Source organism: Leclercia sp. 1548 (assembly GCF_050435045.1).
Lineage (GTDB): Bacteria > Pseudomonadota > Gammaproteobacteria > Enterobacterales > Enterobacteriaceae > Enterobacter > Enterobacter adecarboxylatus.
This window is the reverse complement of sequence record NZ_JBNDJP010000001.1, coordinates 499,773-526,764: the sequence shown is the minus strand read 5'-3', so window position 1 is coordinate 526,764 and position 26,992 is coordinate 499,773. Positions and strand designations below refer to the sequence as shown.

Here is a 26,992-nt window from a genome sequence, read left to right as displayed (position 1 = left end):
TGGGTCTGCTACCAGCAAACAGACGGATTTCATGTACCAACCTGTCGCACTTTTCATAGGCTTACGTTATATGCGTGGGCGCGCCGCGGACCGTTTCGGTCGCTTTGTCTCCTGGCTTTCAACCATCGGCATTACGCTTGGCGTGATGGCGCTGGTGACGGTAATGTCCGTCATGAACGGCTTCGAGCGCGAGCTGCAAAATAATATTCTGGGGCTGATGCCGCAGGCCATTCTCTCATCCAGCAGCGGTTCGGTGGACCCACAAAAGCTGCCAGAAAGCGCCGTAAAACTGCAGGGCGTGAGCCGGGTGGCGCCGATCACCTCCGGTGATGTGGTGCTGCAGAGCGCGCGCAGCGTGGCGGTCGGGGTGATGCTCGGTATCGACCCGGCGCAAAAGGACCCCCTGACGCCGTTTCTGGTTAATGTTAAACAAAGCGATCTCGCTCCCGGCCAGTACAATGTGATCCTTGGCGAACAGCTGGCCGGCCAGCTTGGCGTCAACCGCGGCGATCAGCTGCGGGTGATGGTCCCTTCCGCCAGCCAGTTCACCCCGATGGGGCGTCTGCCAAGCCAGCGCCTGTTTAACGTCATCGGCACGTTTGCTGCTAATAGCGAAGTGGACGGCTATCAGATGCTGGTCAATATTCAGGACGCCTCGCGCCTGATGCGCTACCCGCTCGGCAATATTACCGGCTGGCGTCTGTGGCTTAACGAGCCGCTGAAAGTCGATGTCCTGAGCCAGCAAACCCTGCCGGAAGGCACCAAATGGCAGGACTGGCGCGAACGTAAGGGCGAGCTGTTCCAGGCTGTGCGGATGGAAAAGAACATGATGGGCCTGCTGCTGAGCCTGATTGTGGCGGTCGCTGCGTTTAACATTATTACCTCGCTTGGCCTGATGGTGATGGAGAAGCAGGGCGAAGTGGCGATTTTACAAACCCAGGGGCTGACGCCGCGACAGATCATGGCCGTGTTTATGGTGCAGGGTGCCAGCGCCGGGATTGTTGGCGCGTTACTGGGGGCGGTACTCGGTACGCTGCTCGCCAGCCAGCTGAACAATCTGATGCCGATCATCGGCGCGTTTCTTGATGGTGCGGCACTGCCGGTGGCCATTGAGCCGCTGCAAGTCGTTGGTATCGCCCTGGTGGCGATGGTCATTGCCTTACTTTCCACGCTTTATCCTTCATGGCGCGCTGCCGCCACCCAACCCGCTGAGGCTTTACGTTATGAATAAGATCCTGTTGCAATGCGACAACCTGTGCAAACGCTATCAGGAAGGCACGGTGCAGACGGATGTCCTGCACAATGTCAGCTTCAGCGTCGGGGAAGGGGAGATGATGGCGATTGTCGGCACCTCCGGCTCCGGGAAAAGTACCTTACTGCACCTGCTCGGCGGGCTGGATACCCCAACCTCCGGGGATGTGGTGTTTTCCGGTACGCCCCTGAGTTCAATGTCGTCGAGCGCCAAAGCCGATCTGCGTAACCGCGAGCTGGGCTTTATCTATCAGTTCCACCACCTGCTGCCGGACTTTACGGCGCTGGAAAACGTGGCGATGCCGCTGCTGATCGGTAAAAAGAAACCTGCTGAAATCAACGCCCGCGCCAGCGATATGCTGAAGGCAGTAGGTCTCGGCCATCGCGGCAATCATCGCCCGTCAGAACTCTCCGGCGGCGAGCGTCAGCGTGTGGCGATTGCCCGTGCGCTGGTCAACAACCCGCGCCTGGTGCTGGCGGATGAACCGACCGGTAACCTCGACGCCCGCAACGCCGACAGCATTTTCCAGCTGCTCGGGGAGCTGAACGCCTCGCAGGGCACCGCATTTCTGGTGGTGACCCACGACCTGCAACTGGCAAAACGGATGTCCCGCCAGCTGGAGATGCGTGACGGTCACCTGAATACTGAGCTGACCCTGATGGGAGCGGATTGATGGCTTCCCCGTTATCGTTACTCATCGGCCTGCGTTTTAGCCGGGGCCGTCGTCGCGGCGGCATGGTGTCGCTGATCTCCGTTATCTCCACCATCGGCATTGCACTGGGGGTGGCGGTGCTGATCGTCGGTCTCAGCGCCATGAACGGCTTCGAGCGCGAGCTGAATAACCGTATTCTGGCGGTCGTTCCACACGGTGAAATTGAGCCGGTGAATCAGCCCTGGAATAACTGGGAAGAGGCGCTAAACAAAGTAGAAAAGGTGCCGGGTATTGCTGCTGCCGCACCGTACATCAATTTTACCGGGCTGGTGGAGAGCGGGGCGAACCTGCGCGCCATTCAGGTTAAAGGGGTCAACCCGCGTCAGGAAGAGAAACTCAGCGCGCTGCCGCAGTTTATTCAGAAAGAGGCCTGGGCGAACTTTAAAGCGGGCGAACAGCAGATCATTATCGGCAAAGGCGTGGCCGATGCGCTGAAAGTGAAGCAGGGCGACTGGGTATCGATCATGATCCCCAACGCCAGCGCCGATCATAAGCTTCAGCAGCCGAAACGCGTACGCCTGCACGTCACCGGTATTCTGCAACTGAGCGGCCAGCTGGATCACAGCTTTGCCATGGTGCCGCTGGAAGACGCGCGCCAGTATCTGGACATGGGCAGCAGCGTCACCGGTATCGCGCTGAAGGTTAACGACGTCTTTAACGCCAACAAGCTGGTGCGCGACGCCGGGGAAGTGACCAATAGCTATGTCTACATCAAGAGCTGGATCGGCACTTACGGTTATATGTATCGTGATATCCAGATGATCCGCGCCATCATGTACCTGGCGATGGTGCTGGTAATCGGCGTGGCCTGCTTCAACATCGTCTCTACCCTGGTGATGGCGGTAAAAGACAAAAGCGGCGACATCGCGGTGCTGCGTACCCTCGGGGCGAAAGACGGTCTTATTCGTGCCATTTTCGTCTGGTATGGTCTGCTGGCGGGGCTGTTCGGCAGCCTGTGCGGCGTGGTGATCGGCGTGGTGGTTTCGCTCCAGCTGACGCCAATCATCAACGGCATTGAGGCCCTTATCGGCCATCAGTTCCTGTCTGGCGACATCTATTTTATTGACTTCCTGCCATCAGAATTACACTGGCTGGACGTCGTTTATGTACTGGTCACGGCCCTGTTGCTGAGTCTGTTGGCGAGCTGGTATCCGGCGCGTCGCGCAAGCAAGATCGATCCGGCGAGGGTATTAAGTGGCCAGTAATTTTACGTCATGACTGGTCGTCTTAGACACGCATCATTCGGGGTGCATCAGGATGGCAAGTCTGTGAAGCCCCGGACGCTTACACCGGTAAGTGGCTGGGGTAAACAGACGCCGCCAACGCAGAAGCAGCCTGAAGGATAAGGTGTATAGCCGCCAGATCAGAAAGAGGAATGCACTATGTATTATGGATTTGATATTGGCGGCACCAAAATTGCCCTGGGGGTATTCGATACCCAGCTCAAATTGCAGTGGGAAACCCGTGTTCCCACCCCGCGCGAAAGTTACGATGAATTCTTAACCGCTATTGCCGCACTGGTGGCCCAGGCCGATGAACGCTTCGGCGTGAAGGGGTCGGTGGGGATTGGCATTCCGGGGATGCCGGAGACCGACGACGGCAAGCTGTATGCTGCCAATGTCCCTGCTGCCAGCGGTAAGCCGCTGCGCGCCGACCTGACCCGACTGCTTGATCGCGACGTGCGCCTCGACAACGACGCCAACTGTTTTGCCCTTTCTGAAGCCTGGGATGACGAGTTCCGGCAGTACCCGCTGGTGATGGGGTTGATCCTCGGTACCGGCGTCGGTGGCGGGATCATTGTTGAGGGTAAACCGGTCACCGGGCGCAGCTATATCACCGGCGAATTTGGTCATATTCGCCTGCCGGTGGATGCGCTGGAGGTCGTCGGGCGCGATTTCCCGCTGCTCCGCTGCGGCTGCGGCCAGCATGGCTGCATCGAAAACTATCTCTCAGGCGGGGGATTTGCGTGGCTTTATGAACACTTCTATCATCAAAAACGACAGGCGCCAGAAATCATTACGCTGTGGGAGCAGGGTGATGAACAGGCCATTGAGCACGTGGAACGCTATCTCGATCTGCTTGCCGTGTGTCTGGGTAACATCCTGACCATTGTCGATCCTGACCTGCTGGTGATCGGCGGGGGATTATCGAACTTTACGGCCATCGCCGAGCGGTTATCCGGTCGGCTGCCGCGTCATCTGTTGCCGGTCGCCCGCGTGCCGCGCATTGAGCGCGCGCGCCATGGCGATGCCGGAGGGATGCGCGGTGCCGCGTTCCTCCATCTCACCCGTTAGCCATACGAGGTTATTATGTTGTCGCGTCGGTCACATCGACTCAGCCGTTTTCGTCGAAACAAACGTCGCTTGCGTGAACGCTTACGTCAGCGGATTTTCTTCAGAGACAGGGTACTGCCAGAATTGATGGAAAAGCCAAGAGTGTTGGTCCTGACCGGGGCGGGGATCTCCGCCGAGTCGGGCATTCGAACCTTCCGCGCCACCGACGGGCTGTGGGAAGAGCATCGCGTTGAGGATGTGGCGACGCCTGAAGGCTTCGCCCGTAACCCGCAACTGGTGCAAGAATTCTACAATGCCCGCCGTCGCCAGCTGCAGTCGCCGGAAATTGCCCCTAACGCGGCGCATCTGGCGCTGGCAAAGCTGGAAGAGGCGCTGGGAGACCGTTTTCTGCTGGTGACACAGAATATCGATAACCTGCATGAGCGCGCGGGCAACCGCAACGTGATCCATATGCACGGTGAACTGCTGAAGGTGCGGTGTTCCGGCAGCGGCCAGGTATTTAACTGGACCGGCGATGTCACCCTTGATGACAAATGCCACTGCTGCCAGTTCCCGTCCCCGCTGCGCCCGCACGTGGTCTGGTTTGGCGAAATGCCGCTGGGCATGGACGAGATCTATAGCGCGCTGGCGATGGCGGATGTGTTTATCGCCATTGGCACCTCCGGGCATGTCTATCCCGCGGCAGGATTCGTCCACGAGGCGAAGCTGCACGGGGCGCATACGGTGGAGCTGAACCTGGAGCCGAGCCAGGTCGGCAGCGAATTTGAAGAAAAAACCTACGGACTGGCGAGCGAAGTGGTGCCGACCTTTGTGGACAAACTGCTGAAAGGGTTATAACACGGACATTTGCCGGGTAACGCTTCGTTTACCCGGCCTGCAACGCTATCACCCTCTCCCTGCGGGAGAGGGCATCAGGGCGCAGGGCTTAACGACCCGCCTTCAACTTCTGGTAATACTCTTCATACAGACGGCTGGCATCGCCCACATCATTCTGCCACTCGCCTTTACTGATGGTTGCGGCATCCGGGTAGAGCGATTTGTCGTTCGCCACGGCCGGGCTGAGCAGCTTGCGGGCGGCCAGGTTTGGCGTCGGGTAACCGATAGTTTCTGCCACCTGTTTCGCCACATCCGGGCGCAGCAGGAAGTTAATCAGCTTCAGCGCCCCGTCCACGTTTTTGGCATTGGCCGGAATGGAGAGGCTGTCCATCCAGAAGATGCCACCTTCTTCAGGCCACACCACCTCAAGCGGTGTACCCGCCTGACGCGCCACGTACGCCGAACCGTTCCACACCATCCCCACGTTAACTTCCCCTTCCATATACGGGTTAGCCGGGTTATCGGAGTTGAAGGCCGCGACGTTTGGCATCAGTTTTTGCAACTCGTGATACGCCGCTTCGATCTCTTTCGGATCGGTGGTATTGCCGGAGTAACCCAGCTTACGCAGCGCCACCTGGAAGACTTCGCGCGCGTCGTCGGTCAGCAGTAAACCGCCTTTGTATTCCGGTTTCCACAGGTCTGCCCAGCGGGTTACCGTTTTAGGATCCATTTCCTCGCTGTTGATGCCGATTGCTGTCGCGCCCCAGATGTAGGGGATAGAGTAGTCATTATTCGGGTCAAACGGCTTGTTGAGCATCTCAGGATCGAGGTTTGAAAAATTGGTTAGCTTCGTTTTGTCGATCTTCTGGATCATGCCCTCTTTGCGCATCTTGTCGACGAAATAGGTCGAGGGAACCACCAGATCGTAAGCGCCGTCTTTATAGGTTTTGAGCTTGGCATACATGGTTTCATTCGACTCGTAGGTGGAATAGATAACCTTGATGCCCGTCTCTTTGGTGAACTGCTCCAGCAGGCCTGGCGGCACATACTCGGTCCAGTTGTAGAAGTAGAGCGTTTTACTGTCGTCTGCGTGCGCAGCGCCCATTCCGAGCACCAGTGCCGCGGCGGCAAGCATTTTTTTCATTTCACTGTCCCCTGAGATTTTGTTGTATCACGAGCAACAAGCTGGCTGGCAATCACCAGAACCAGCGATAACATCAACAGAATGGTTGCCAGCGCGTTCACCTCCGGTGATACGCCGACTTTTACCATTGAATAGATCTTCAACGGCAGAATTTCATAGCTCGGTCCGGTGACGAACGACGAAACCACCACGTCATCCATCGACAGGGTAAAGCTGAGCAGCCATCCCGCGGCCACGGCGGGCATCGCCAGCGGCAGAATAATTTTGCGCAGAATGGTCATTTCGCTGGCACCCAAATCTTTTGCCGCTTCCAGCATCCTGACATCAAAGCCTTTCAGACGGGAGTAGACCGTCACTACCACAAACGGCAGGCAGAAGGTGATGTGCGAGAAGAGCAGCGACCAGAAGCCGAGTTGCACCCCCAGCAGCATAAACAGCACCAGCAGGGAAATGGCCATCACGATGTCCGGGGACATCATCACCACAAACAGCATCCCGCTGACGAAGGGCTTACCGCGAAAACGGTAGCGGTAAAGCGCCACCGCGGTCAGGGAGCCAATCAGGGTGGCGAAGGTGGCCGAGATAATGGCCATGGTCAGCGAATGTTGCGCCGCCTGAAGCAGGCTATCGTTATTCATCAGCAGGCTGTACCACTGGGTAGTAAACCCCTGCCAGTTAATGCCAAAGCGCGAGCTGTTAAACGAGTTGACGATCAGAATAATGATCGGAATGTAGAGATACGCATAAATGGCGGTCATAAAACCGCCGCGGAGCAGTCGACCGATCATCCGAGTTCACCCTTATTGTTAAGCAAGCGCGAAGCACGCCAGTAGACCAGCAGCATCAGCCCCATGACCACCGTCAGGGTAATGCTGGTGGCCGAGCCGAACGGCCAGTCGCGAATGTTCAGGAACTGGCTCTTGATTACGTTGCCAATCAGCAGGTTCTTTGCCCCGCCCATCAGGTCGGAGACGTAGAACAGCCCCATCGCCGGCAGCATTACCAGCAGGCAGCCGGCGATGATCCCCGGCATGGTCAGCGGAATGATGATGCGGATAAAGGTTTGCAGTTTGCTGGCACCCAGATCTCTCGCCGCTTCCAGTAAGGGTTTATCCAGCTTCTCGATGCTGGAGTAGAGCGGCATCACCATAAATGGCAGCAGGATATAGACCAGCCCAATAATCACCGCTCCGGGGGTAAACATAATGCGGATCGGGGTGTCGATCACCCCCAGCCAGAGCAGAAAGGCGTTCAGGTAACCTTTGGTGCTGAGGAAGATCTTCAGGCCATAAATGCGGATCAGCGAGTTGGTCCAGAAGGGCACAATCAGCAGAAACAGCAGCAGCGGGCGCACCTTTTGCGGCAGCTTCGCCAGAAACCAGGCGAAGGGATAGCCCAGCACCAGGCAGGCCAGGGTGGCGATGAGCGCCATATTGAGTGAATGGAGCAGCACCTGGAAATAGAGCGGATCGAGCAGGCGCGCGTAGTTTTCCAGCGTAAAGACCAGCGAGACGAAATGGGCGTCATCGCGGGTCAAAAAGCTGGTGGCAATGATCATCAGGTTGGGTAAAAAGACAAACAACACAAGCCAACCGACGATAGTGGCGATCACCACATTCTGGAACTTACTTGTGTTCTTCATCAGCCAGCACAACCTCCCAGCTTTCTACCCAGTTAATGACCATTTTCTGATTGAGCGAATGGTCGAAATCAGGATCGTCCTCGTTAAAGAACTCACTGACGATCACCATCTTGCCGTTTTCCAGTTCGACCACCGACTCCAGCGTCATCCCTTTGTAGTTGCGCTCGCGGATATAGCCGATCAAGCCCTCGGCTTCGGTCTCGTCGTGGATCTCATCGACGCGCAGATCTTCCGGGCGCAACAGAACGTTAAGCTGCTGTCCTGGCTCTACGGCAAAGTTGACGAAGATGTTGCAGGCACGGCCTTCGACATTGGCCAGCACCCGCTGGTCATCGAGGCGTTCAATAACCGTAGCACTGAAGATATTGATTTCGCCAATAAAGCTGGCGACAAACAGGTTTTTCGGCTCTTCGTATATCTCGCGTGGCGTGCCGTCTTGTTCGATTTTGCCGTCGCGCATCACCACGATGCGATCCGACATGGTCAGGGCCTCTTCCTGATCGTGGGTGACAAAGACAAAGGTGATCCCGAGCTTACGCTGCAGCGCCTTTAACTCGTTCTGCATCTGCTTACGCAGCTTGTAATCCAGCGCGGAGAGCGACTCATCCAGCAGCAGCAGGCGCGGCTTATTGACCACCGCACGGGCGATGGCGACGCGCTGTTGCTGTCCACCCGACAGCTGGTGTGGCTTACGCTGTGCGAAGGTCTCCAGCTGCACCATGCGCAGAGCCTCGGTGACGCGGGGCGTGATTTCGCTGGCAGGGGTTTTTTGCATCCGCAGGCCAAAGGCGACGTTTTCGAAAACCGTCATATGCGGGAAAAGGGCGTAACTTTGAAAGACGGTATTGACGTGACGATGTTCAGCAGGAACCTGAGTGATGTCCTGATCTTCAAGATGGATGTAACCATGATCGACGTTGTCCAGCCCGGCGATAAGGCGAAGCACTGTCGTTTTACCGCAGCCCGACGGGCCAAGCAGCGTAAGAAACTCGCCGTTGTTGATCGTTAAATCGAGGTCGGAAATGACGGTTTTTCCGTCAAAGCTTTTACCAATTCCGGCCAATTGCACCAACGGTGACAGTGAAGCTGGTTGTGTATTCAATTTTTGATTCAGTCCCATATCGACGCTGCAGATACTTATCGCAGCGGGGTTTGTGGTTAGCCACCTTGGTGAAACGTAATGAGGGCGGACATTCTACGGGAATACTCCGTAATCGCCAATCCTTGTTACCCATTGATAAGCTACATTTATTAGCGATAGCTGCGACAAAACGGAAAAACTCTCGTTAACGGGATAAAAGTGACCTGACGCAATATTTGGGTTTTGATGCTTACTGATAATGTTGTCACAAAAAGTGAGGGTGACTGCATGGATAAATTGCTTGAGCGTTTTTTACAGTACGTATCGCTGGATACCCAATCTAAACCGGGTGTCCGCCAGGTGCCGAGCACCGAAGGACAATGGAAACTGTTACACCTGTTAAAGGCGCAACTGGAAGAATTAGGTCTGGTCAACGTCACGTTAAGTGAAAAAGGGACGGTGATGGGGACGCTCCCCGCCAGTGTCAGCGGTGATATTCCGGCGATTGGTTTTATTTCCCATGTTGATACCTCACCGGATTTTAGCGGTAAAAACGTGAATCCGCAGATTGTTGAGAACTATCGCGGCGGCGATATTGCGCTGGGGGTTGGCGACGAAGTGCTCTCCCCGGTTATGTTCCCGGTGCTACACCAGCTGCTCGGGCAGACGCTCATCACCACCGACGGCAAAACGCTGCTCGGTGCCGATGATAAAGCCGGCGTGGCCGAGATCATGACCGCGCTGGCGGTGCTGAAGCACAACAATGTACCGCACGGTGATATTCGCGTGGCCTTTACCCCGGATGAAGAGGTCGGCAAAGGGGCGAAGCATTTCGACGTTGAAGCGTTCGATGCTCGCTGGGCCTATACCGTTGACGGTGGCGGCGTGGGCGAACTGGAGTTTGAAAACTTCAATGCGGCGTCGGTCAATATCCGCATCGTTGGCAACAACGTCCATCCGGGCACGGCGAAAGGGGTGATGGTGAATGCGCTGTCGCTGGCAGCCCGTATTCATGCCGAAGTCCCGGCAGATGAAAGCCCGGAACAAACCGAAGGCTATGAGGGGTTCTATCACCTCACCAGCATCAAAGGAACGGTCGATCGCGCGGACATGCACTACATCATCCGTGATTTTAACCGCGACGGCTTTGAAGCGCGCAAACGCAGGATGATGGACATCGCCAAAAAGGTGGGCAAAGGGCTACACCCGGATTGCTACATTGAGCTGATCATTGAGGACAGCTATTACAATATGCATGAAAAGGTGATCGAGCATCCGTACATTCTTGAGGTAGCGCAGCAGGCGATGCGCGACTGTGGCGTCGAACCGCAGCTAAAACCCATCCGTGGCGGCACTGACGGCGCACAGCTCTCCTTTATGGGATTGCCGTGCCCGAATCTGTTCACCGGTGGCTACAACTATCATGGCAAGCATGAATTCGTGACCCTCGAGGGAATGGAAAAAGCGGTGCAGGTGATTGTGCGGATCGCCGAGCTAACGGCGAAACAGCAGTAACCCTGGGGCGCACCGATAAAAAAAGCCGGGTGGCAGCGATGCCATACCCGGCTTACGGTTTTGCAGGCCCGGTTAGCGCAGCGCCACCGGGCAACTCGACTCAGTCTTCGAAGAACCAGTATCCGCTGTTGACCAGCGCCGCCAGCATAGCGAGGAACGAAGGATCTTCCAGTGCTTCACCGAACGTGTTGGCCGTCAGCACCGTGTGGCTCGCCAGCGCTTCCAGCGCAGGACGGTGCGGGGAATCGAGTTGTTCGCCGTTGACGTACACCTCTTCGCCAATGCGTAACACGCGCAAGCCACCCAGACGTACCAGCTTGTCGCCCTGCTGCAGCGCATCGTAAATCTCATCTGGCTGATACGGCGGCTCCGGCAGAGAGACGTCCAGCTCGTGACGGGACTGACTGATAAATTCCCCGAACCACTGATTGAAATGCTGCGGCTGGTTGATCAGATCCAACATCATGCCGCGCAGTTTATCCAGCTCTTCGGGCAGGATATCTGCCGGGTGCTCACGCGATGGTACGTCCGGGTCGCTGAAGCGATGGCTGCCCAGCTCGCGCTGCAGAACGTAATCGGCAAACCCGCTGATCATCTCGCGGCCACTTGGAGCGCGGAAGCCCACCGAATAGTTCATCGAGTTCTCGAGGGAGTAACCCTCGTGAGGGAAGCCTGGCGGGATATAGAGAATATCGCCCGGCTCCAGCTCTTCGTCGATGATGCCGACAAAAGGATCGACCTGCAGCAGGTCCGGGTGCGGGCAGTGTTGTTTCATCGGCACCTTTTCACCCACGCGCCAGCGGCGACGGCCGGTGCCCTGGATGATAAATACGTCGTACTGATCCAGATGCGGACCAACGCCGCCTCCTGGCACGGAGAAGGAGATCATCAGATCGTCCATCCGCCAGTCGGGCAGGGCGCGGAACGGCTGCATCAGGGCTGCGGCAGGCTGGTGCCAGTGGTTGACCGCCTGCACAAGCAGGGACCAGTTGTTCTCGCCCAGATGATCGAAGCTTTCAAACGGACCGTGGCTGACCTGCCATTTCCCTTCGTTATGGCTGACGAGGCGGCTGTCGACTTCGCTCTCCATGGCCAGGCCGGCCAGTTCATCGGGAGAGATGGGATCGACGAAATTGGTGATGCCGCGTTTCAGAACCACCGGGCGTTTTTGCCAGTAACGTTCGATAAAGTCGGGCCAGTTAAGGGCTAATTGATAATCCATATTTATATTCCGCAGGCTTTTACTGACACGGATTATAACGGAAGCTTGGCGGGCTGCGTGGGAGAATCACGCTTTTTTCACCCGAAGGCTTAACTCTCGTCGCTTATCAGGTGCTGGCGGGCAAAAATGGCTTCCATCCGCGCGCCGCCCAGCAGACTGTCGCCCGTATCGATCCGGCCGCCGTACTGCTCAACAATATCGCGAGCAACCGACAGACCAACCCCCTGCCCGGGGCGTAAGGTGTCGGCACGCTGCCCACGATCGAAGACCTGGTCGCGTTTGCCCTGCGGGATCCCAGGGCCGTCGTCCTCCACAATAATGTGCAGCTGATCTTCACCCTGACGGGCAGAGACTTCGACGAACTCCAGGCAGTATTTACAGGCGTTATCGAGCAGATTGCCCATCACTTCCATAAAGTCATTCTTTTCGCCCACGAAGCTGATCTCAGGCGAGATATCGAGAGTAATGTTCACCCCCTTACGCTGATAGACCTTATTCAGAGCCGAGGTTAGGCTGTCCAGCAGTGGGGCGACGGGGTGCAGCTCCCGGCTCAGCAGGGTACTGCCAGTACGCATACTGGCGCGGTGCAGGTAGTAACCGATCTGCTGTGAGATACGGCTGATCTGCTCAAGCATCACCGGTTCTGCCTCATCGGCGCTGAGCTTCGCGCTGCGCAGGGATCGCATCGTACTTTGCATCACCGCCAGCGGGGTTTTCAGGCTGTGCGTCAGATCGGTCAGGGTAGTGCGGTATTTGTCGTAACGCTCACGCTCGCTTTTCAGCAGCCGGTTCAGGTTGCTCACCAGGCTGGTCAGCTCCCGCGTGGTGTTCGGGTCGAGATTCTCGCGATGATGCTCTTCCAGCTCGCGCACCTCTTTTGCCAGTGACTCAATGGGTCGCAGGCTCCACCAGGCGGCCAGCCACAGAAGAGGGATCACCAGTAGCAGGTTGGCGGCCAGCACATACACAAACCAGTTCCATACCATATAAGAGCGTTTCAGCTCGACCGGAATGGTGTCGATAACCACAATCGTCAGCTGCGGCATGGTGATGGTGGCGGGATAAATATTGACTGCCACCGAGTGGGTCAGCTCACTGTTGTCGTCATCCTCGCGGATCTCAGCCAGCTCTTTCTGCATGTTCCGATCGTTACCCACCAGCGCGCTGGTGGCATCCACATCCGCCTCCAGCTCATGAAAACCATTGGCCTTTAACCACTCCGGGCGGATGCTGTTAATCAGCCAGGGCACATCGCGCTGCGCCCACAGAAGCTTGCCTTTTTCATTGTAAATCAGCGACATGGTTGGACTCTGGTGATCCAGATGCTCCGGCATATCGATGCTGATTTTGTTGTCTTCCCATTTCGCGAGGGTATAGAACAGATTGCTCTCCCCGCGCAGCAGGCGGAAGGTAGTTTTGTCGAAACTGACACTGTAGCCCACCAGCGCGACCATCCCGTAGGCCAGCGAGAGCACCAGCACCACTACCGCTGTCGCCAGCAGGAAACGAAAGCGCAGCGACAGAGGCAGAAAGTGACGAAAGAGTTTTTTCATTTAGCGTAATTCGAACAGGTAGCCCTGACCGCGCACGGTGGTGATGACATCCTCCGGGTACTGCGCCTGTATTTTCTTGCGCAGGCGACCCATCAGAACATCAATGGTGTGGCTTTCACGCAGCTCCGCGTCGGGATAGAGCTGGAGCATCAACGAATCTTTGCTCACCACTTTGCCGCTGTTGCGGATCAACGTCTCCATGATGGTGTATTCAAAGGCGGTAAGCTTAATCACCTCGTCATGGATAGCGAGTTCCCGGCGGGAGAGATCGACCTGAAACGGCGGAATGGAGATCACCTGCGAGGCCAGCCCGCTGTTGCGGCGCATCAATGCCTGCATACGGGCGGCAACTTCTTCGATATGAAAGGGTTTGGTGACGTAGTCATCCGCCCCGGCACTCAGGACTTCAACCTTATCCTGCCAGCCTTCACGGGCGGTCAGGACCAGCACCGGTAGTGACACATCGTGACTGCGCCAGCGGCGGATCAGCGACAGGCCATCTTCATCGGGCAGACCCAGGTCAACGATGGCGATATCGGGCAAATGTTCATTGAGATAGTAATCGGCTTCTTTCGCATCTTCGGCATCGTCCACCTGATGCCCCATTTCCTGAAGCTGAACCTTCAGGTGATGACGTAGCAACGCATTATCCTCAACAACCAGTACGCGCATCATCGCTTCTCCCTAATATGAATGGTCAGAATAGTTTAACGCTGATTATGTTGGGGCGGGGATAAACATTTCGTAAACCGGAGGGGAAGCAACCCTCTTTCCGGGCGGAAAGAGGGCAAAAAGCATTATTTCAGCTCATCAACCATCGCAATGGCGCGACCGATGTAGTTGGCCGGGGTCATCGCTTTCAGGCGGGTTTTCTCGTCTTCTGGCAGTTCCAGACCGTCGATAAACTGTTTCATGCCTTCGGCGTCCACGCGCTTACCGCGGGTCAGCTCTTTCAGTTTCTCGTACGGTTTTTCGATGCCATAGCGACGCATCACGGTCTGGATCGGCTCTGCCAGCACTTCCCAGTTGTGATCCAGCTCGTCGAGCAGGCGCTCGCGGTTCACTTCCAGCTTGCTTACGCCCTTCAGGGTGGACTGATACGCAATCAGCGCGTAGCCAATGCCGACGCCGAGGTTACGCAGCACGGTGGAGTCCGTCAGGTCGCGCTGCCAGCGGGAAACCGGCAGTTTGCTGGCCATGTGTTGCAGCATGGCGTTCGCCAGACCCAGGTTGCCTTCGGAGTTTTCGAAGTCGATTGGGTTAACCTTATGCGGCATGGTGGACGAGCCGATTTCACCCGCGATGGTCTTCTGCTTGAAGTGGTTCAGGGCGATGTAGCCCCACACATCACGGTCGAAGTCGATCAGGATGGTGTTGAAACGCGCGATGCAGTCAAACAGCTCGGCGATATAGTCGTGCGGTTCGATCTGGGTGGTGTACGGGTTCCACTGGATGCCCAGAGAGGTGACAAATTCTTCGCTGAACTGATGCCAGTCCACTTCCGGGTAGGCAACCATGTGCGCGTTGTAGTTACCGACGGCACCGTTGATTTTGCCGAGGATCTCCACCTGCTCCAGCTGGCGGTACTGACGCTCCATACGGTAGGCGACGTTAGCCATCTCTTTACCGATGGTGGACGGGGTGGCTGGCTGACCGTGAGTACGGGAGAGCAGCGGGATATCGCGATATTCCACCGCCAGGGCTTTTACCGCGTCGATGATTTTGCGCCAGTACGGCAGGACCACTTCCTGACGTGCGGTAGAGAGCATCAGCGCATGGGAGAGGTTGTTGATATCTTCTGAAGTACAGGCGAAGTGAATAAATTCAGATACCGCGTGCAGCGCCGGGACGTTTGCCACTTTCTCTTTCAGGAAATACTCAACCGCTTTCACGTCGTGGTTAGTGGTGCGCTCGATGGTTTTGATACGCGCGGCGTCTTCTTCATTGAATTCTGCCACGATTTTATCGAGGTAATCGTTTGCCTGGCTGTCAAAAGCAGGAACTTCCGCGATCGCTGCCTGTGCAGCCAGCTTTTGCAGCCAGCGTACTTCAACTTGTACACGGAATTTCAGCAGACCATATTCGCTGAAGATCCCGCGCAGCGCGCTGACTTTATCGCCGTAGCGTCCATCGACAGGGGAAACGGCGGTCAGTGAGGATAATTCCATAATTCGCAACTCCGGGAGGTTAACAATGAGCAAGAATTTGTTTTGCCTGAGTCGTCAGGCGATTACGATAAAACATTAACTGCAGGCGGCCACCGCCAACCTGTTGCCACAGTACCGCGGCACGAATACCGGCCAGCAGTGAGGCGCGCACTTTGGCCTGTACCTGCGGGCTTTGCAGGACGGCAGGGGATCCGGTGACCTGGATCCGCGGCCCCAGTGGACTGATAACATCCACATAAATACCGGCCATGGCGCTGAGTAACGTCTCTGACTGCAAATCGAAATGATCAAGCTGACGCTGAAGGCCTGAAATGCGATCGCCCAGGGTGTCCATGGCCCCTTTGGCGGCGTTCAGTTTGCGCTCCAGCACCATCATGCTGAGGGTATAGCGCGTCAGTTCCGCGTTCAGCCCCTGACGGCTACTGGCATTTAACACACCGAGTAAGGTTTCCAGACCGAGGCGAAGATTCGCTTCGCTACCACCAAAGACGCCGAGGGTTGAACTGGGGTTCAAATCCACGACGCTGTTGAGCGAAACGTGCAGGGCATCAGCATCACAGTGACCCTGATGTGCCAGCTGTTGCACCAGACGGGCAGACTGGCAAATTCCCGCCAGTGCCAGGGTGATGTCATAAAAGTTCTTCGCCACACTGGCTCCTTTCTGTGTGTAATCGTATTAAACCGCAGTCAGCGGCAGGCGTTGTTCAATAATACCGCCGCCAAGGCAGATCTCACCGCTGTAGAAGACGGCAGACTGGCCCGGCGTTACGGCAGAAACCGGCTCGTCAAAGCGCACGTCAATGCGTTCGTCGTCCAGCGCGGTAATGGTGCAGGGGATATCGGTCTGACGGTAACGGGTTTTCACCGTGCAGCGCAGCGTGCCTTTCAGCGGCTCGCGATCGACCCAGTGCAGCTGTTGCGCGATCAGGCCGATGGACATCAGACGCGGATGGTCATGGCCCTGGGCCACAATCAGAATGTTGTTTTCAACGTCTTTATCAACAACGTACCACGGATCTTCGCTACCCTCTTTGGTGCCGCCGATCCCCAGCCCTTTACGCTGGCCTAAGGTGTGATACATCAGTCCCTGGTGCTCGCCAATGACATCGCCATCCACGGTAACGATGTTGCCCGGCTGGGCAGGCAGATAGCGGCCAAGGAACTCACGGAATTTGCGCTCACCGATAAAGCAGATACCGGTAGAGTCTTTTTTCTTCGCGGTGATCAGATCCAGCTCTTCAGCGATTTTACGCACTTCCGGTTTTTCCAGCTCGCCAACCGGGAACAGGCTTTGGGCAATCTGTTCGTGGCCGAGGGTATAAAGGAAGTAACTCTGATCTTTGTTGCCGTCGAGGCCGCGCAGCAGCTGGCTTTTGCCGTTGACATCGGCGCGGCGCACGTAGTGGCCGGTAGCGATGTAGTCAGCGCCCAGATCTTCAGCAGCGAATTCGAGGAAGGCTTTAAATTTGATCTCTTTGTTGCACAGAATATCCGGGTTTGGCGTGCGGCCAGCCTTGTATTCAGCCAGGAAATGCTCGAACACGTTATCCCAGTACTCTGCGGCAAAGTTGACGGTGTGCAGTTCAATGCCGAGCTTGTCGCAGACCGCCTGCGCATCGGCCAGATCTTCCGCCGCGGTACAGTATTCCTCGCCATCGTCCTCTTCCCAGTTCTTCATGAACAGGCCTTCAACCTTATAGCCCTGTTGCAGCAGGAGCCAGGCTGATACGGAAGAATCGACGCCGCCGGACATGCCGACGATCACTTTTTTTTGGCTTTCAGACATTGGAATACTCACGACATTGAACTTCAAGGCGGCGTATTCTATCACGCGCCCCCGGCATTGACACCCTCTGTAAACGGCCAGTTAAATTCCCCAATGGTCTCCAGCGGCAGACGATTGCCGGTGAGATAACTGCGAATGCTCTCCGCCACCAGTGGTGAACGCAGGTTGGTCGCGCTCAGAATGGTGTCGGCATCCACCCACAGGCAGCGATCGATATCGCTGTCGTGCGGCTCAGTGGCGCACGTTTCGCTAAGCTCAACGGCAAACAGGAAGCGCAAAAACGGCGTTTTATCCGGCGCGATCCACTGATGTAACCGGATGAAGTGTTGCGGTTCGGCATGAATACCGGTCTCTTCCCACAGCTCGCGCCGCGCTGCCTGGACCAGCGTTTCGTCGGCTTCCAGATGACCCGCAGGCTGATTCCACAGCGCTTTACCGTTGATGGTCTCTTCCACCACTAAAAATTTACCCTGGGCGTGGACAATGGTGGCCACCGTGACATGCGGCTTAAACATGATGCTCTCCTTGTTCGGTAACGTCCCGCCACTCACCGTTGGCGAGAGAATCCAGCGTGTAACTGCCCATCGCGTAGCGTATCAGGCGTAAGGTCGGATGCCCGACATGGGCCGTCATACGACGCACCTGGCGGTTGCGGCCTTCATAAAGGGTGACTTTGATCCACGAAACGGGAATCGATTTGCGCTCGCGGATGGGGGGATTGCGCGACCAGAGCCATTCAGGTTCGCTGACCAGCTCAATGCCTGCGGGCAGGGTAGGGCCGTCGTTCAGCGTGACGCCGTTACGCAATGCCGCCAGCGCTTCGTCGTCCGGGATGCCTTCAACCTGAACATAGTAGATTTTGCCGGTGCGTTTCCCGGGCTGCGTGAGCTTCGCTTGCAGGTCGCCATTATTGGTGAGCACCATTAGCCCTTCGCTGTCGCGATCGAGTCGGCCCGCGGCATAGACACCCTGAACGGGGATATAATCTTTCAACGTGCTGCGCCCGGCTTCGTCGGTGAATTGCGGCAGCACATCATAAGGTTTATTGAACAATATGACGCGTGTCGGCTCGCGTTGCTTGCGCGGCCTGGCGGCTTGTCGTGTGCTGAATCGTTCAACCCGGTGATTTCTAAAAGAAGTTTTCTGCATGGTATTTTCAGACGTTATCAATTGCCGCATTATAGCCTAATAACGAATGCCTTTCATGGCGCCAGACATTCAGGTACTATCGATAGGCTCATTACAAATTATTAACATAAGATCAGTAACAACCAGAAGCGCTCGAAGGAGAGGTTAATGGAAAGCAAAGTAGTTGTTCCGGCGGAAGGTAAAAAGATCACCCTGCAAGACGGTAAGCTGAACGTTCCACACAATCCGATTATCCCGTTCATCGAAGGTGACGGTATCGGCGTTGACGTAACCCCAGCGATGCTGAAAGTGGTGGATGCCGCTGTTGAGAAAGCCTACAAAGGCGAGCGTAAAATTTCCTGGATGGAAATTTACACCGGTGAAAAATCTACCCACGTTTATGGCCAGGACGTCTGGCTGCCAGCTGAGACGCTGGATCTGATTCGTGACTACCGCGTTGCCATCAAAGGCCCGCTGACTACCCCAGTCGGTGGCGGTATTCGCTCTCTGAACGTTGCGCTGCGTCAGGAACTCGACCTGTACGTGTGCCTGCGTCCGGTGCGTTACTACCAGGGCACCCCAAGCCCGGTTAAACACCCAGAACTGACCGACATGGTTATCTTCCGTGAGAACTCCGAAGATATCTACGCGGGTATTGAGTGGAAAGCCGACTCTGCCGATGCGGAAAAAGTGATCAAATTCCTGCGCGAAGAGATGGGCGTGAAGAAAATCCGCTTCCCTGAGCATTGCGGTATCGGTATCAAACCGTGCTCCGAAGAAGGGACTAAACGCCTGGTTCGTGCAGCGATTGACTATGCCATCACCAACGACCGTGACTCTGTGACCATCGTTCACAAAGGCAATATCATGAAGTTCACCGAAGGTTCCTTCAAAGACTGGGGCTACCAGTTGGCGACGGAAGAGTTCGGTGGTGAACTGATCGACGGCGGCCCATGGCAGAAGATCAAGAACCCGAACACCGGTAAAGAGATCATCATTAAAGATGTGATCGCCGATGCGTTCCTGCAGCAGATCCTGCTGCGTCCAGCTGAGTACGACGTTATCGCCTGTATGAACCTGAACGGTGACTACATCTCCGACGCCCTGGCGGCGCAGGTTGGCGGTATCGGTATCGCACCAGGCGCGAACATCGGTGACGAGTGCGCTCTGTTCGAAGCGACCCACGGTACTGCACCTAAGTACGCAGGTCAGGACAAAGTGAACCCGGGCTCTATCATCCTGTCCGCAGAAATGATGCTGCGTCACATGGAATGGTTCGAAGCCGCAGACCTGATCGTTAAAGGTATGGAAGGCGCGATTAACGCCAAAACCGTAACTTACGATTTTGAACGTCTGATGGAAGGCGCTAAATTGCTGAAATGTTCAGAGTTTGGTGACGCTATCATCGCGAACATGTAATCCGCTGTTCGGGTTATCTAAGAACGGGAGCCTGTAGGCTCCCGTTTTTTATTATTAACTGACCCGCTGACCCGCTGACCCGCTGACCAACGCAGGTCTTTATTGTTAGCCGTGAAAAATAAAAGATAACATTCGCTTTATTGAAGGAAGGGGATTAGGCTTCCCCTGTGGTGAATCCCCCTAAGCGGTGGGGCGACTAGTCAGAGCAGGTGAATGACGCGGCTCTGTGGTCTGGCGCAGAGTCACCGGGAGGCACCCGGCACCATGATTTAATCCAACCCGCTATTTTCATGAGAACGATACAGGCCACCGTGACCGGAGCGGGCACGGGGCCAGATTTCGTCATCTGACAATGTCGTTTCGATGAGTTCAATGGGCACTCCCGCGTCATTGATCACCGCGACCCGGTAACTATCAATTGGCTCGTAAGGGCCAGAATAATCTCTTCCCCTTCAATGGCCGCAGACAGGCTGTTTACCTTAAAAGCGACGTGCGGTACGGTTTTCAAAAGAGGGTGAAGGGGAGAGTCATGCGTGAAGCGATGCCACTGAACCCTGAATTTACCCGGGTTGTCAGCGGTATACATTCTGCTTTTTCACTGAATGAACCTTCAGGGATTCCATCCTGTAGCGGGATGCCGAAATGATGAAATTCGTAGTGAATGCCTGCTTTCATAAGCAATGATGTTTAAATGAATGCCGGGCAGCTGTCACCACCCGGCTTGGGTTACTACTGCAATTCCTTATCTTTTAGGTGTTCAACGTAAAAGTCATAACGGTCAAGGAACCACAGCCGGCAATCCTCATCCATGTTGCCGGTTATTGCATCCGTGCACAGATGTCGGCCGTGCAAATGCATCCGGGCAAAGCTACTGGCTAGAAAATCTAAATCCCGGGAAGACACGACACCCTTCTCACTGCCTAACTGCATACATTCCTCCTCTGTTAATGAAACAAAAAGAAAAATGTGACTGTTACAAGTATGGCTCAAAAAAAGGTCGGCGCTATCATTCCGCATTCAGAAAAATGCTCAAAATCAACACCAGATAGCTGGCCGGCCTGGAAATGCATAGTCAATCGTGGCAGGAGAGCTATCCGCTGCCTTGTTATCGCGTCCGCTTAAAAGGCAGGAAGTCTGTATTTGGGCATATCGTGGTGCTGCCGCATCTGATACTCGCGGATTATCGGGGGGGGCTGTAGTGGCGGCTTTAACAGGATACGACATCATGCTTTGCAGCAGTGAACCTGAACGCTGCCCTTTTTATAGATTACGAAGAGATAACGTTTAATGGGAGCAAGGCGCGAATAGTGTTAAAGAAAAGACAGCGTTAGCGTGATTCGCATAAACTCACCGCCTTCAGACGGTTTTTTTATTGCTTCCTGGCTGGTTTTGTCATCACTCTGCCTGCCATAAAATTAGTAACAACCAGAATGGGAATAGCAAGAAGCCATGGAAGGTGTGAACCATTCATATAATTTGTACTAATTTCCTTTACAAGCGCGACGCTGCCATAAATGTTAATGAAGATAAACCAGCCCAATATAAGGTTTCTCATTCCATCATCCTTAACTTATTAATTGTATGGATAATATCTTCTTGAGTTAGCATAAAAGCAAGAGTCTTAGCATAGGTAAACGCATCGTGATGGTTTTTGCGGATAACGTTTAAAGATGCGCTGGAAAGGCTAAAAATCAGCATCACGCGAGCCATAAACCGCAAGGTATAGGCCCAGCGAAAAATAATGATCTGCTATGGCGCAACGCGCAGGACGCCCCCGGTATTGATTGATGGTATGACCACGTTTTGCCATAGCAAACAGCACTGCTGCGCTAGTCGCTGTTATCGCGCTGACCACGGGACAACGGTGCCAGAACAAAAATCCAACATGTAGGGGTAACAGGACAATCCATCCCGCCCTGAATGCTGTCGGCTTTTATATCGCCCTGGCTAACATCTTTAGCAGCGCAACGCCAAATGTCGTAGGCATACATTGTGGCTTTGCTATAAATCCTCACTTCTCAGAAGCAACGGCACTCTCTCGCCTGACTGGATGAACGACACCTCCCTCTGCCACTTTCAGGTAGCGAAATATAATCCCCTGCTTTAACGGATATTCTGCACACAAAGTTTTCCTTGTCCTGCGGGTATTTGTATTAAAGGAAGTTATCTTCTTAATTACCCCTGATTTACAGCTTTTATTACGCGATTACACATATTGACACGAATGTTGCCGATCGGTAATTATTACGTAAAGCAATAAGGTTATTCTTATTTATTGCTCGTTATTCCGGCCATGCCATTTATCAAATCATTGTTATGTCGGGATAACCTGAGAAAAATCATGATCGGTGGGCCTTTTAATCTTTCTTACATAAAGGGCTCTTCTGACGATGAGGATTCTTCCTGGTCGACACGGTTGTCGCATTCTTCCTGCAATCATACTTTCTTTGCCCTTTGTCATTTCTGTGACCATGGCTCAGGCGAGGGCGTCTTCGTCTCCCTCGCACTCTATTTCTGACAACACCTCGCCGGGCGGTTTGTTTGCCGCGCTGCGGAGCACGATGCTCCATCACCCCGGTCTTGCCAGTCAGCAGGCGCTTGTGCGTTCCAAAGAGGCCAATGCCGACAGTGCCCGCGCGGCGCGTTTGCCCACGCTTGGGGCCAGCGCAGGGACGGGGCAAATTTCGGGTTACAATGATTCCACTTCGACCACCTTAAGCGTATCGCAACCGTTATGGGCTTTTGGGCGTATCGACAGCGCGATTGACTACGCCGATGATGACACCCTTGCTCAACAAGCCACGGCCTGGGCTACACGTCGTGAATTGCTGGAAGAGACCGCAGTGGCCTACGCAAATGTGCAGGGGGTTCGCGAGCGTCTTGCGGTTGCTGAATCGAACGTAAATAACCATCAGGCATTGCAGGAGCAGATCCAGCGCCGCGCGCAGGGTGGACTGGCCTCTTCGGCTGATGTCAGCCTGGCGAAGGCCCGGTTGTTACAGGCGCGTTCCTCGCTCGAACAGGCCAAATCGGACCTGCTTACCGCCGAATCCACGCTGTTATCCCTGACTCAGGAGCCGATCGCAAGCGATCTGCCGGTGCCTGGCAACATCCTCCAGCTACCTGCCGATCAGGCGATACAGGAACAAGTTCTCGCGCAGAGTGCGACCGTGCGTGCCCGCGAAGCGGGGGTTACGCTTGCCGAAACTGATGTAGAACGTCAGCGCACCTCATCGCTGCCGACCGTCTCCCTGCAGGCCTCCCGCAACGACTACTCAGGCATCCCCAACCAGAGAAATAACAATACGATCAATATTGTGGTGACCGGCACTATGGAAGGGCTGGGGCTGGTGAACCGTGGTCTTCAGAACGCGGCGCTGGAACGCGTGGAGTCCGCACGACAGGATCTGGCCCAACAACGCCACAGCGAAGACATTCAGACGCGCCAGTTGCTTGATCAGCGTGATGCTAACCAGACGTTGCTGGTGGGTTATGAGCAGTCTGTTGTCGAACTCAGCGACACGCTGGCATCGTTCCGTCGTCAGTACGAGTCGGGCTACAAAAGCTGGCTGGACGTTCTCAACGCTGTGCGCGAATTAACCGAACAACAACAAGCGCTGGTATCGGTACGATCGGCATGGCGGGTCGACAGCTTACGACTGGCCGCGCGCACGGGACGTATGGACGATACCTCGGGCGCCCTGCCCACGGGCACACCACTAGCTAACACCTCTGCGAGCCATCCCTGATGATACCTGTTCCTCTCTCTGAATTACTGGCCTTGCTGGACAAGCTACGCGCCCCGGTGAATAAAGCGGCATTAACGCAGGCGTATGCGCGAGCGCAGACCGTGACTCCGTTGACAGATCGTCCACAGGATCATGTGCGCAAGATATTGTCAGACGCGGGAATGAAAGATGTCCGGCTGGCATTACTTCCCTGGCGGCGTTTTGATCCACGCCATCTACCGGCACTGATGTGGCACGAACAGACATGGTGGCTGGCCGAACGCTATAGCGAGGAAGGGAAAACCGATACCCTCACGCTAACCCGGGAAGGTGTCGAACCCCGAACGCTGACGGTAGACGACCTTGTGACCGGTGCGCCGGGTACGGCTGCGGATGACGAAACGGCGGTGCTCTGGTTCAGCCTGGCTTCGCACGTCCAGTCAGAAAATCTCTCTGATAGCGAAAACCCGGCTATGCGCCTGGTCTGGCGAGAGCTGCTGCGCGACCGCCGCTGGGTGTCCCGGGTCGTCGCCGCCACGTTGCTGGTAAACATTCTGGCCATTCCCACCTCGCTCTTCGCCATGCAGGTTTACGATCGCGTGGTTCCCACGCTGGCCTGGGCAACACTGACCACGCTGGTTGTGGGGATGGTGCTGGTGGTGGGGCTGGACTGGCTGCTCAAAACACTGCGTGCCCGCGTCATGGACAGCGTTGCCAGCAGTGTGGATAAACGGCTTTCCCAGCATGTCTATGAACACCTGCTGCACCTGCAACTCGACCAGCAGCCCGGCAGTCTGGGCACGCTGGCCGCTCAGGTGGGAGCGCTGGATTCGGTACGGCAGGTTGTCTCTGCCGGTCTGGTCTTCGGTATCGTGGATCTGCCGTTTGCACTGCTGTTTATCGGGCTTATTGGTTTGATCGGTGGGCCTGTAGGCTGGGTTTACCTCGGGATGTTACCTGTCGCCCTGGCGATTGGCCTGTTCACCCGTCTGCGCTTACGCCGTCTCACGCGCCAACAGATGCTTCGCAGCAACGAACGTCTGGGCCTGTTAGTGGACAGTATTCGCGGGGCCGAGACGCTGCGCGCCAGTCATGCTGGCTGGCGTTTTGCACAAGACTGGCAGACGCTCAGTCATTCCATCTCTGGCTACAGCATTCAGCAAAAATCGCTCAGCCAGTTCTGCACTATTACCACCGGCAGTCTGGCAACACTGGCGTATGTCATGGGGATTGTTGTCGGGGTCTGGGGCGTCGAAGCCGGATATTTGACCACCGGCGGCATGGTAGCGTGCAGTATTCTGGGTGGCCGTGTCATCGGGCCGGTGAGTCAGGGTGTTCAGTACCTGATGCAGTGGCAGCAGGTCAGAGAGGCGCTGGATATGGTGAACAACCTCTTGCGTAAACCTACGGAGCGCCGTCCCGGGCAGACCCTGTTGTTACCCGATCGCCTGCCAGAACATATCAGTGTGGAAAAGCTGCGCTTCGCCTTTCCGCAGTCTCCGGTACAACAACTCAATATTCCCGCACTCCACTTTCATGCCGGTGAACGCGTTCTGCTGTTAGGACCCGTTGGCGGCGGTAAATCGACGTTGCTGAAGGTCCTGGCCGGGCTGTATCGCCCCGGTGAAGGCCGCGTCCGTCTGGGCGATGTCGATTTGTGGGAGATCGATCCCCAGTTGGTCAGTGCTCAGGTCGGCTATCTGCCACAAGCGGTGCAGCTCTTCAAAGGTACGCTGCGCAGCAATCTTATGCTCGCAGGTGCAGTCAGCGACACCACGCTGACGGACGTTACCCGCGATCTGGCGCTGGATCAGGTGGCTGCCAGTAATCCGCTGGGTATGGATATGGCTATCAGTGAAGGTGGCTCGGGTCTGTCTGGCGGTCAACGCCAGCTGGTAGGCCTGGCACGTGTGCTGATGGCACGTCCACGTATCTGGCTTCTGGATGAACCGACAGCCTCGCTTGATGGCGAAGCGGAGGCCCGTGTGTGGAAAGCATTACAAGCCAGGCTCCAGCCAGAAGATATCCTCATCGTCGCCACTCACCGTCCGATGGCGGCCATTAATTTTGCAACCCGTGTGTTGGTCGTGCAGGAAGGCACCATCGTACGAGATGGTACTCCAGACAAGTTGTTGCCAGGACTGATGGCGCGCGCCACCGGCTCGCGGCCCACCGTTGAGGTCATGAACGTAAAAACACGTATGCCAGAAGCATCAAATTCAGCAGGAGTTCTTAATGGCCGTTGAACTGTTTGACGACGAAGTCGCTGATGCTGCTCGCGTGCATCGGCTGGAAAACTACCACCGCAGCCGCATCTCCGCCGGGCTGATCTGGAGCAGCGTCGCACTGGTCCTGGGTTTCGTCATATGGGCGAGCTATTTTCGCATTGATGAAGTCGCACGGGCACACGGCGAAGTGATCGCCAGCAGTCGGGTGCAGATAATCCAGACCGTGGACGGGGGCGTACTCTCCGAGCTGCATGTCAAAGAGGGTGACCACGTTAAGGCGGGGCAGATTCTGGCTCGCCTCGATCCAACCCGCGTTGAAGCAGCGGCGGGTGAAGTGGACGCGCGTATCATCGGTCTCAGGGCGCGTATTGCCCGACTTCGCGCAGAATCAACGGGGCAGTCAGCGCCAAGGTTCCCCTCCGATCCTGACCCGGCCTTGCGCGAGCAGGCAGACATTGAGCGTGCACTTTTTCTGCAACGCCGTCAGAGCCTGCAGGAAGATATCACCGCGCTGCAAACAGCCGTGAATTTAGCCAGTCAGAAGCTCAACCTGGTGAACGAACTGGAACGCTCTGGCGATGTGAGCACCAGTGAGCGGCTTAACGCGCAGCGCGATCTCAATGAAGCCCGTGCCCGCCTGCTGGGTCGCCGCAATAAGTTTTTGGACGACGCACGAGCCGATCTCACCAAGGCTGAAGATGACCTGGGCCAGACATTGCAACAGATGGCAGGCCGTCGCCAGCAGGTGCACGATACGGTCTTTACGGCCATGGGGCCTGGGATAGTCAAAAACGTCCGCGTCACCACGCTGGGCGGGGTATTACGTGCGGGTGATGAGATCATGCAGATCGTCCCGTCCGATGATGCCCTCATCATTGAAGCTAAGGTTCTGCCTGCTGATATTGCCCGTGTTCAGGTTGGACTCCCGGCCACCGTACGCCTTGACCCCTTCGATTACACCATTTATGGCGCCTTGCAGGGGGAGGTGATTTATGTGTCGGCCGACACCCTTAAGGAAAACACACCACGTGGCGAGGAGATCTACTACCGCGTCCATGTTCGTTTGAAAAGCCATGCTGAAGGTCAGTCAGACCGTCAGGAAGAAGGGCAGTTTGTGCGCAGTACGACAGGGCGTCAGCTCGACATCCTGCCGGGCATGACCTCTCAGCTCGATATCCGTACCGGTGATCGCACGTTGATGGACTTTTTACTTAAACCTTTGCGTAAAACACTCAGTGAATCATTCCAGGAGCGATGACACCGCAGGTGGTCGTTGCAACCCGATTTTCCTGTTCGCCCCAATT

The 26,992-nt window shown here is 55.8% G+C and carries 23 protein-coding genes; 10 read left to right on the top strand and 13 right to left on the bottom strand.

The features are described 5' to 3' along the window. Window positions 1-31: 31 nt before the first annotated feature. The 5 genes from lolC (at window position 32) to cobB (ending at window position 5,095) form a co-directional block, all read left to right on the top strand. Window positions 32-1,231, top strand: a complete 1,200-nt coding sequence (gene lolC / locus ABIE02_RS02595; RefSeq protein WP_032617575.1) for a lipoprotein-releasing ABC transporter permease subunit LolC — start codon at window positions 32-34, stop codon at window positions 1,229-1,231. Beyond that, the gene (lolD, locus tag ABIE02_RS02590; protein WP_032617576.1) at window positions 1,224-1,925 is read left to right on the top strand and encodes a lipoprotein-releasing ABC transporter ATP-binding protein LolD; all 702 of its coding nucleotides are present in this window, start codon (window positions 1,224-1,226) and stop codon (window positions 1,923-1,925) included. Before lolC ends, lolD begins: the two co-directional genes overlap by 8 nt. Next, window positions 1,925-3,169 carry a lipoprotein-releasing ABC transporter permease subunit LolE gene (lolE, locus tag ABIE02_RS02585; RefSeq protein WP_032617577.1) on the top strand — a complete coding sequence of 415 codons (1,245 nt, stop codon included), beginning with the start codon at window positions 1,925-1,927 and terminating at the stop codon, window positions 3,167-3,169. Before lolD ends, lolE begins: the two co-directional genes overlap by 1 nt. Before the next feature lie 177 nt (window positions 3,170-3,346). Beyond that, the gene (gene nagK / locus ABIE02_RS02580) at window positions 3,347-4,258 is read left to right on the top strand and encodes an N-acetylglucosamine kinase (RefSeq protein WP_032617578.1); all 912 of its coding nucleotides are present in this window, start codon (window positions 3,347-3,349) and stop codon (window positions 4,256-4,258) included. Between the two features lie 15 nt (window positions 4,259-4,273). Next, a complete protein-coding gene (gene cobB / locus ABIE02_RS02575; RefSeq protein ID WP_032617579.1) occupies window positions 4,274-5,095 on the top strand; it encodes a Sir2 family NAD+-dependent deacetylase in 822 nt (273 codons plus the stop codon). 88 nt (window positions 5,096-5,183) lie between these two features. Here the strand turns inward: cobB and potD are convergent, their stop codons facing one another. Genes potD through potA form a run of 4 tightly spaced genes read right to left on the bottom strand, consistent with a single transcriptional unit; the run spans window position 5,184 to window position 8,980 of the window. Next, on the bottom strand, window positions 5,184-6,218 hold the full coding sequence (gene potD / locus ABIE02_RS02570) for a spermidine/putrescine ABC transporter substrate-binding protein PotD (RefSeq protein ID WP_077226816.1): 1,035 nt from the start codon (window positions 6,216-6,218) through the stop codon (window positions 5,184-5,186). Beyond that, window positions 6,215-7,006, bottom strand: coding sequence for a spermidine/putrescine ABC transporter permease PotC (gene potC / locus ABIE02_RS02565; protein WP_059308259.1), 792 nt, complete (start codon window positions 7,004-7,006; stop codon window positions 6,215-6,217). Before potC ends, potD begins: the two co-directional genes overlap by 4 nt. Next, window positions 7,003-7,860: a spermidine/putrescine ABC transporter permease PotB gene (potB, locus tag ABIE02_RS02560; protein ID WP_077226815.1), complete on the bottom strand. Its 858-nt coding sequence runs from the start codon at window positions 7,858-7,860 to the stop codon at window positions 7,003-7,005. Before potB ends, potC begins: the two co-directional genes overlap by 4 nt. Further along, entirely contained in the window at window positions 7,844-8,980 is a 1,137-nt protein-coding gene (gene potA, locus ABIE02_RS02555; RefSeq protein WP_059308257.1) for a spermidine/putrescine ABC transporter ATP-binding protein PotA, read from the bottom strand. Before potA ends, potB begins: the two co-directional genes overlap by 17 nt. Window positions 8,981-9,229: 249 nt before the next feature. Between potA and pepT the strand changes: the two genes are divergently transcribed. Next, the gene (pepT, locus tag ABIE02_RS02550) at window positions 9,230-10,456 is read left to right on the top strand and encodes a peptidase T (RefSeq protein ID WP_032617586.1); all 1,227 of its coding nucleotides are present in this window, start codon (window positions 9,230-9,232) and stop codon (window positions 10,454-10,456) included. Window positions 10,457-10,556: 100 nt separating this feature from the next. On the opposite strand, the gene ABIE02_RS02545 is transcribed toward pepT, so the two are convergent. The 8 genes from ABIE02_RS02545 to rluE all read right to left on the bottom strand — a co-directional run bounded on the left by ABIE02_RS02545 (window position 10,557) and on the right by rluE (window position 18,364). Then, on the bottom strand, window positions 10,557-11,678 hold the full coding sequence (locus ABIE02_RS02545) for a cupin domain-containing protein (protein ID WP_032617587.1): 1,122 nt from the start codon (window positions 11,676-11,678) through the stop codon (window positions 10,557-10,559). An 89-nt stretch (window positions 11,679-11,767) separates the two neighbouring features. Then, window positions 11,768-13,231, bottom strand: a complete 1,464-nt coding sequence (gene phoQ / locus ABIE02_RS02540) for a two-component system sensor histidine kinase PhoQ (protein WP_032617588.1) — start codon at window positions 13,229-13,231, stop codon at window positions 11,768-11,770. Next, window positions 13,232-13,903 (bottom strand): two-component system response regulator PhoP, encoded by a 672-nt coding sequence (gene phoP, locus ABIE02_RS02535; RefSeq protein ID WP_032617646.1) that lies wholly within the window; start codon window positions 13,901-13,903, stop codon window positions 13,232-13,234. A gap of 125 nt (window positions 13,904-14,028) precedes the next feature. After that, on the bottom strand, window positions 14,029-15,399 hold the full coding sequence (gene purB / locus ABIE02_RS02530; protein WP_032617589.1) for an adenylosuccinate lyase: 1,371 nt from the start codon (window positions 15,397-15,399) through the stop codon (window positions 14,029-14,031). A gap of 19 nt (window positions 15,400-15,418) precedes the next feature. Further along, complete coding sequence (gene hflD, locus ABIE02_RS02525; RefSeq protein ID WP_032617590.1) at window positions 15,419-16,048, bottom strand: high frequency lysogenization protein HflD; 630 nt, start codon at window positions 16,046-16,048, stop codon at window positions 15,419-15,421. Between the two features lie 27 nt (window positions 16,049-16,075). Next, entirely contained in the window at window positions 16,076-17,185 is a 1,110-nt protein-coding gene (mnmA, locus tag ABIE02_RS02520) for a tRNA 2-thiouridine(34) synthase MnmA (protein ID WP_032617591.1), read from the bottom strand. 41 nt (window positions 17,186-17,226) lie between these two features. Next, window positions 17,227-17,700 (bottom strand): NUDIX hydrolase, encoded by a 474-nt coding sequence (locus tag ABIE02_RS02515; protein ID WP_144837540.1) that lies wholly within the window; start codon window positions 17,698-17,700, stop codon window positions 17,227-17,229. Next, complete coding sequence (gene rluE / locus ABIE02_RS02510; protein ID WP_200142724.1) at window positions 17,693-18,364, bottom strand: 23S rRNA pseudouridine(2457) synthase RluE; 672 nt, start codon at window positions 18,362-18,364, stop codon at window positions 17,693-17,695. Before rluE ends, ABIE02_RS02515 begins: the two co-directional genes overlap by 8 nt. Window positions 18,365-18,481: 117 nt before the next feature. Between rluE and icd the strand changes: the two genes are divergently transcribed. After that, window positions 18,482-19,732 (top strand): NADP-dependent isocitrate dehydrogenase, encoded by a 1,251-nt coding sequence (gene icd, locus ABIE02_RS02505; RefSeq protein WP_077226812.1) that lies wholly within the window; start codon window positions 18,482-18,484, stop codon window positions 19,730-19,732. A 729-nt stretch (window positions 19,733-20,461) separates the two neighbouring features. Here the strand turns inward: icd and ABIE02_RS02500 are convergent. After that, window positions 20,462-20,662, bottom strand: a complete 201-nt coding sequence (locus ABIE02_RS02500; protein WP_032617657.1) for a hypothetical protein — start codon at window positions 20,660-20,662, stop codon at window positions 20,462-20,464. A gap of 1,631 nt (window positions 20,663-22,293) precedes the next feature. Here ABIE02_RS02500 and ABIE02_RS02495 point away from each other — a divergent pair. Genes ABIE02_RS02495 through ABIE02_RS02485 form a run of 3 tightly spaced genes read left to right on the top strand, consistent with a single transcriptional unit; the run spans window position 22,294 to window position 26,946 of the window. After that, window positions 22,294-23,481, top strand: coding sequence for a TolC family protein (locus ABIE02_RS02495; RefSeq protein ID WP_163603972.1), 1,188 nt, complete (start codon window positions 22,294-22,296; stop codon window positions 23,479-23,481). Then, window positions 23,481-25,706 carry a peptidase domain-containing ABC transporter gene (locus ABIE02_RS02490; protein ID WP_117386074.1) on the top strand — a complete coding sequence of 742 codons (2,226 nt, stop codon included), beginning with the start codon at window positions 23,481-23,483 and terminating at the stop codon, window positions 25,704-25,706. The genes ABIE02_RS02495 and ABIE02_RS02490 overlap by 1 nt, the downstream gene beginning before the upstream one ends. Next, window positions 25,696-26,946, top strand: a complete 1,251-nt coding sequence (locus ABIE02_RS02485) for an HlyD family efflux transporter periplasmic adaptor subunit (protein ID WP_081921631.1) — start codon at window positions 25,696-25,698, stop codon at window positions 26,944-26,946. The genes ABIE02_RS02490 and ABIE02_RS02485 overlap by 11 nt, the downstream gene beginning before the upstream one ends. Window positions 26,947-26,992 lie beyond the last annotated feature (46 nt).

What these genes read in the sequence shown, in the direction of transcription:
- ABIE02_RS02500 (WP_032617657.1), bottom strand. Translation starts at nt 20,662, where the DNA reads ATGCAGTTAGGCAGTGAGAAGGGTGTCGTGTCTTCCCGGGATTTAGAT.
- potA (WP_059308257.1), bottom strand. Translation starts at nt 8,980, where the DNA reads ATGGGACTGAATCAAAAATTGAATACACAACCAGCTTCACTGTCACCG.
- rluE (WP_200142724.1), bottom strand. Translation starts at nt 18,364, where the DNA reads ATGCGGCAATTGATAACGTCTGAAAATACCATGCAGAAAACTTCTTTT.
- cobB (WP_032617579.1), top strand. Translation starts at nt 4,274, where the DNA reads ATGTTGTCGCGTCGGTCACATCGACTCAGCCGTTTTCGTCGAAACAAA.
- purB (WP_032617589.1), bottom strand. Translation starts at nt 15,399, where the DNA reads ATGGAATTATCCTCACTGACCGCCGTTTCCCCTGTCGATGGACGCTAC.
- potD (WP_077226816.1), bottom strand. Translation starts at nt 6,218, where the DNA reads ATGAAAAAAATGCTTGCCGCCGCGGCACTGGTGCTCGGAATGGGCGCT.
- potB (WP_077226815.1), bottom strand. Translation starts at nt 7,860, where the DNA reads ATGAAGAACACAAGTAAGTTCCAGAATGTGGTGATCGCCACTATCGTC.
- phoQ (WP_032617588.1), bottom strand. Translation starts at nt 13,231, where the DNA reads ATGAAAAAACTCTTTCGTCACTTTCTGCCTCTGTCGCTGCGCTTTCGT.
- ABIE02_RS02515 (WP_144837540.1), bottom strand. Translation starts at nt 17,700, where the DNA reads ATGTTTAAGCCGCATGTCACGGTGGCCACCATTGTCCACGCCCAGGGT.
- lolD (WP_032617576.1), top strand. Translation starts at nt 1,224, where the DNA reads ATGAATAAGATCCTGTTGCAATGCGACAACCTGTGCAAACGCTATCAG.
- lolC (WP_032617575.1), top strand. Translation starts at nt 32, where the DNA reads ATGTACCAACCTGTCGCACTTTTCATAGGCTTACGTTATATGCGTGGG.
- potC (WP_059308259.1), bottom strand. Translation starts at nt 7,006, where the DNA reads ATGATCGGTCGACTGCTCCGCGGCGGTTTTATGACCGCCATTTATGCG.
- mnmA (WP_032617591.1), bottom strand. Translation starts at nt 17,185, where the DNA reads ATGTCTGAAAGCCAAAAAAAAGTGATCGTCGGCATGTCCGGCGGCGTC.
- lolE (WP_032617577.1), top strand. Translation starts at nt 1,925, where the DNA reads ATGGCTTCCCCGTTATCGTTACTCATCGGCCTGCGTTTTAGCCGGGGC.
- ABIE02_RS02490 (WP_117386074.1), top strand. Translation starts at nt 23,481, where the DNA reads ATGATACCTGTTCCTCTCTCTGAATTACTGGCCTTGCTGGACAAGCTA.
- ABIE02_RS02485 (WP_081921631.1), top strand. Translation starts at nt 25,696, where the DNA reads ATGGCCGTTGAACTGTTTGACGACGAAGTCGCTGATGCTGCTCGCGTG.
- pepT (WP_032617586.1), top strand. Translation starts at nt 9,230, where the DNA reads ATGGATAAATTGCTTGAGCGTTTTTTACAGTACGTATCGCTGGATACC.
- icd (WP_077226812.1), top strand. Translation starts at nt 18,482, where the DNA reads ATGGAAAGCAAAGTAGTTGTTCCGGCGGAAGGTAAAAAGATCACCCTG.
- nagK (WP_032617578.1), top strand. Translation starts at nt 3,347, where the DNA reads ATGTATTATGGATTTGATATTGGCGGCACCAAAATTGCCCTGGGGGTA.
- phoP (WP_032617646.1), bottom strand. Translation starts at nt 13,903, where the DNA reads ATGCGCGTACTGGTTGTTGAGGATAATGCGTTGCTACGTCATCACCTG.
- ABIE02_RS02545 (WP_032617587.1), bottom strand. Translation starts at nt 11,678, where the DNA reads ATGGATTATCAATTAGCCCTTAACTGGCCCGACTTTATCGAACGTTAC.
- ABIE02_RS02495 (WP_163603972.1), top strand. Translation starts at nt 22,294, where the DNA reads ATGCTCCATCACCCCGGTCTTGCCAGTCAGCAGGCGCTTGTGCGTTCC.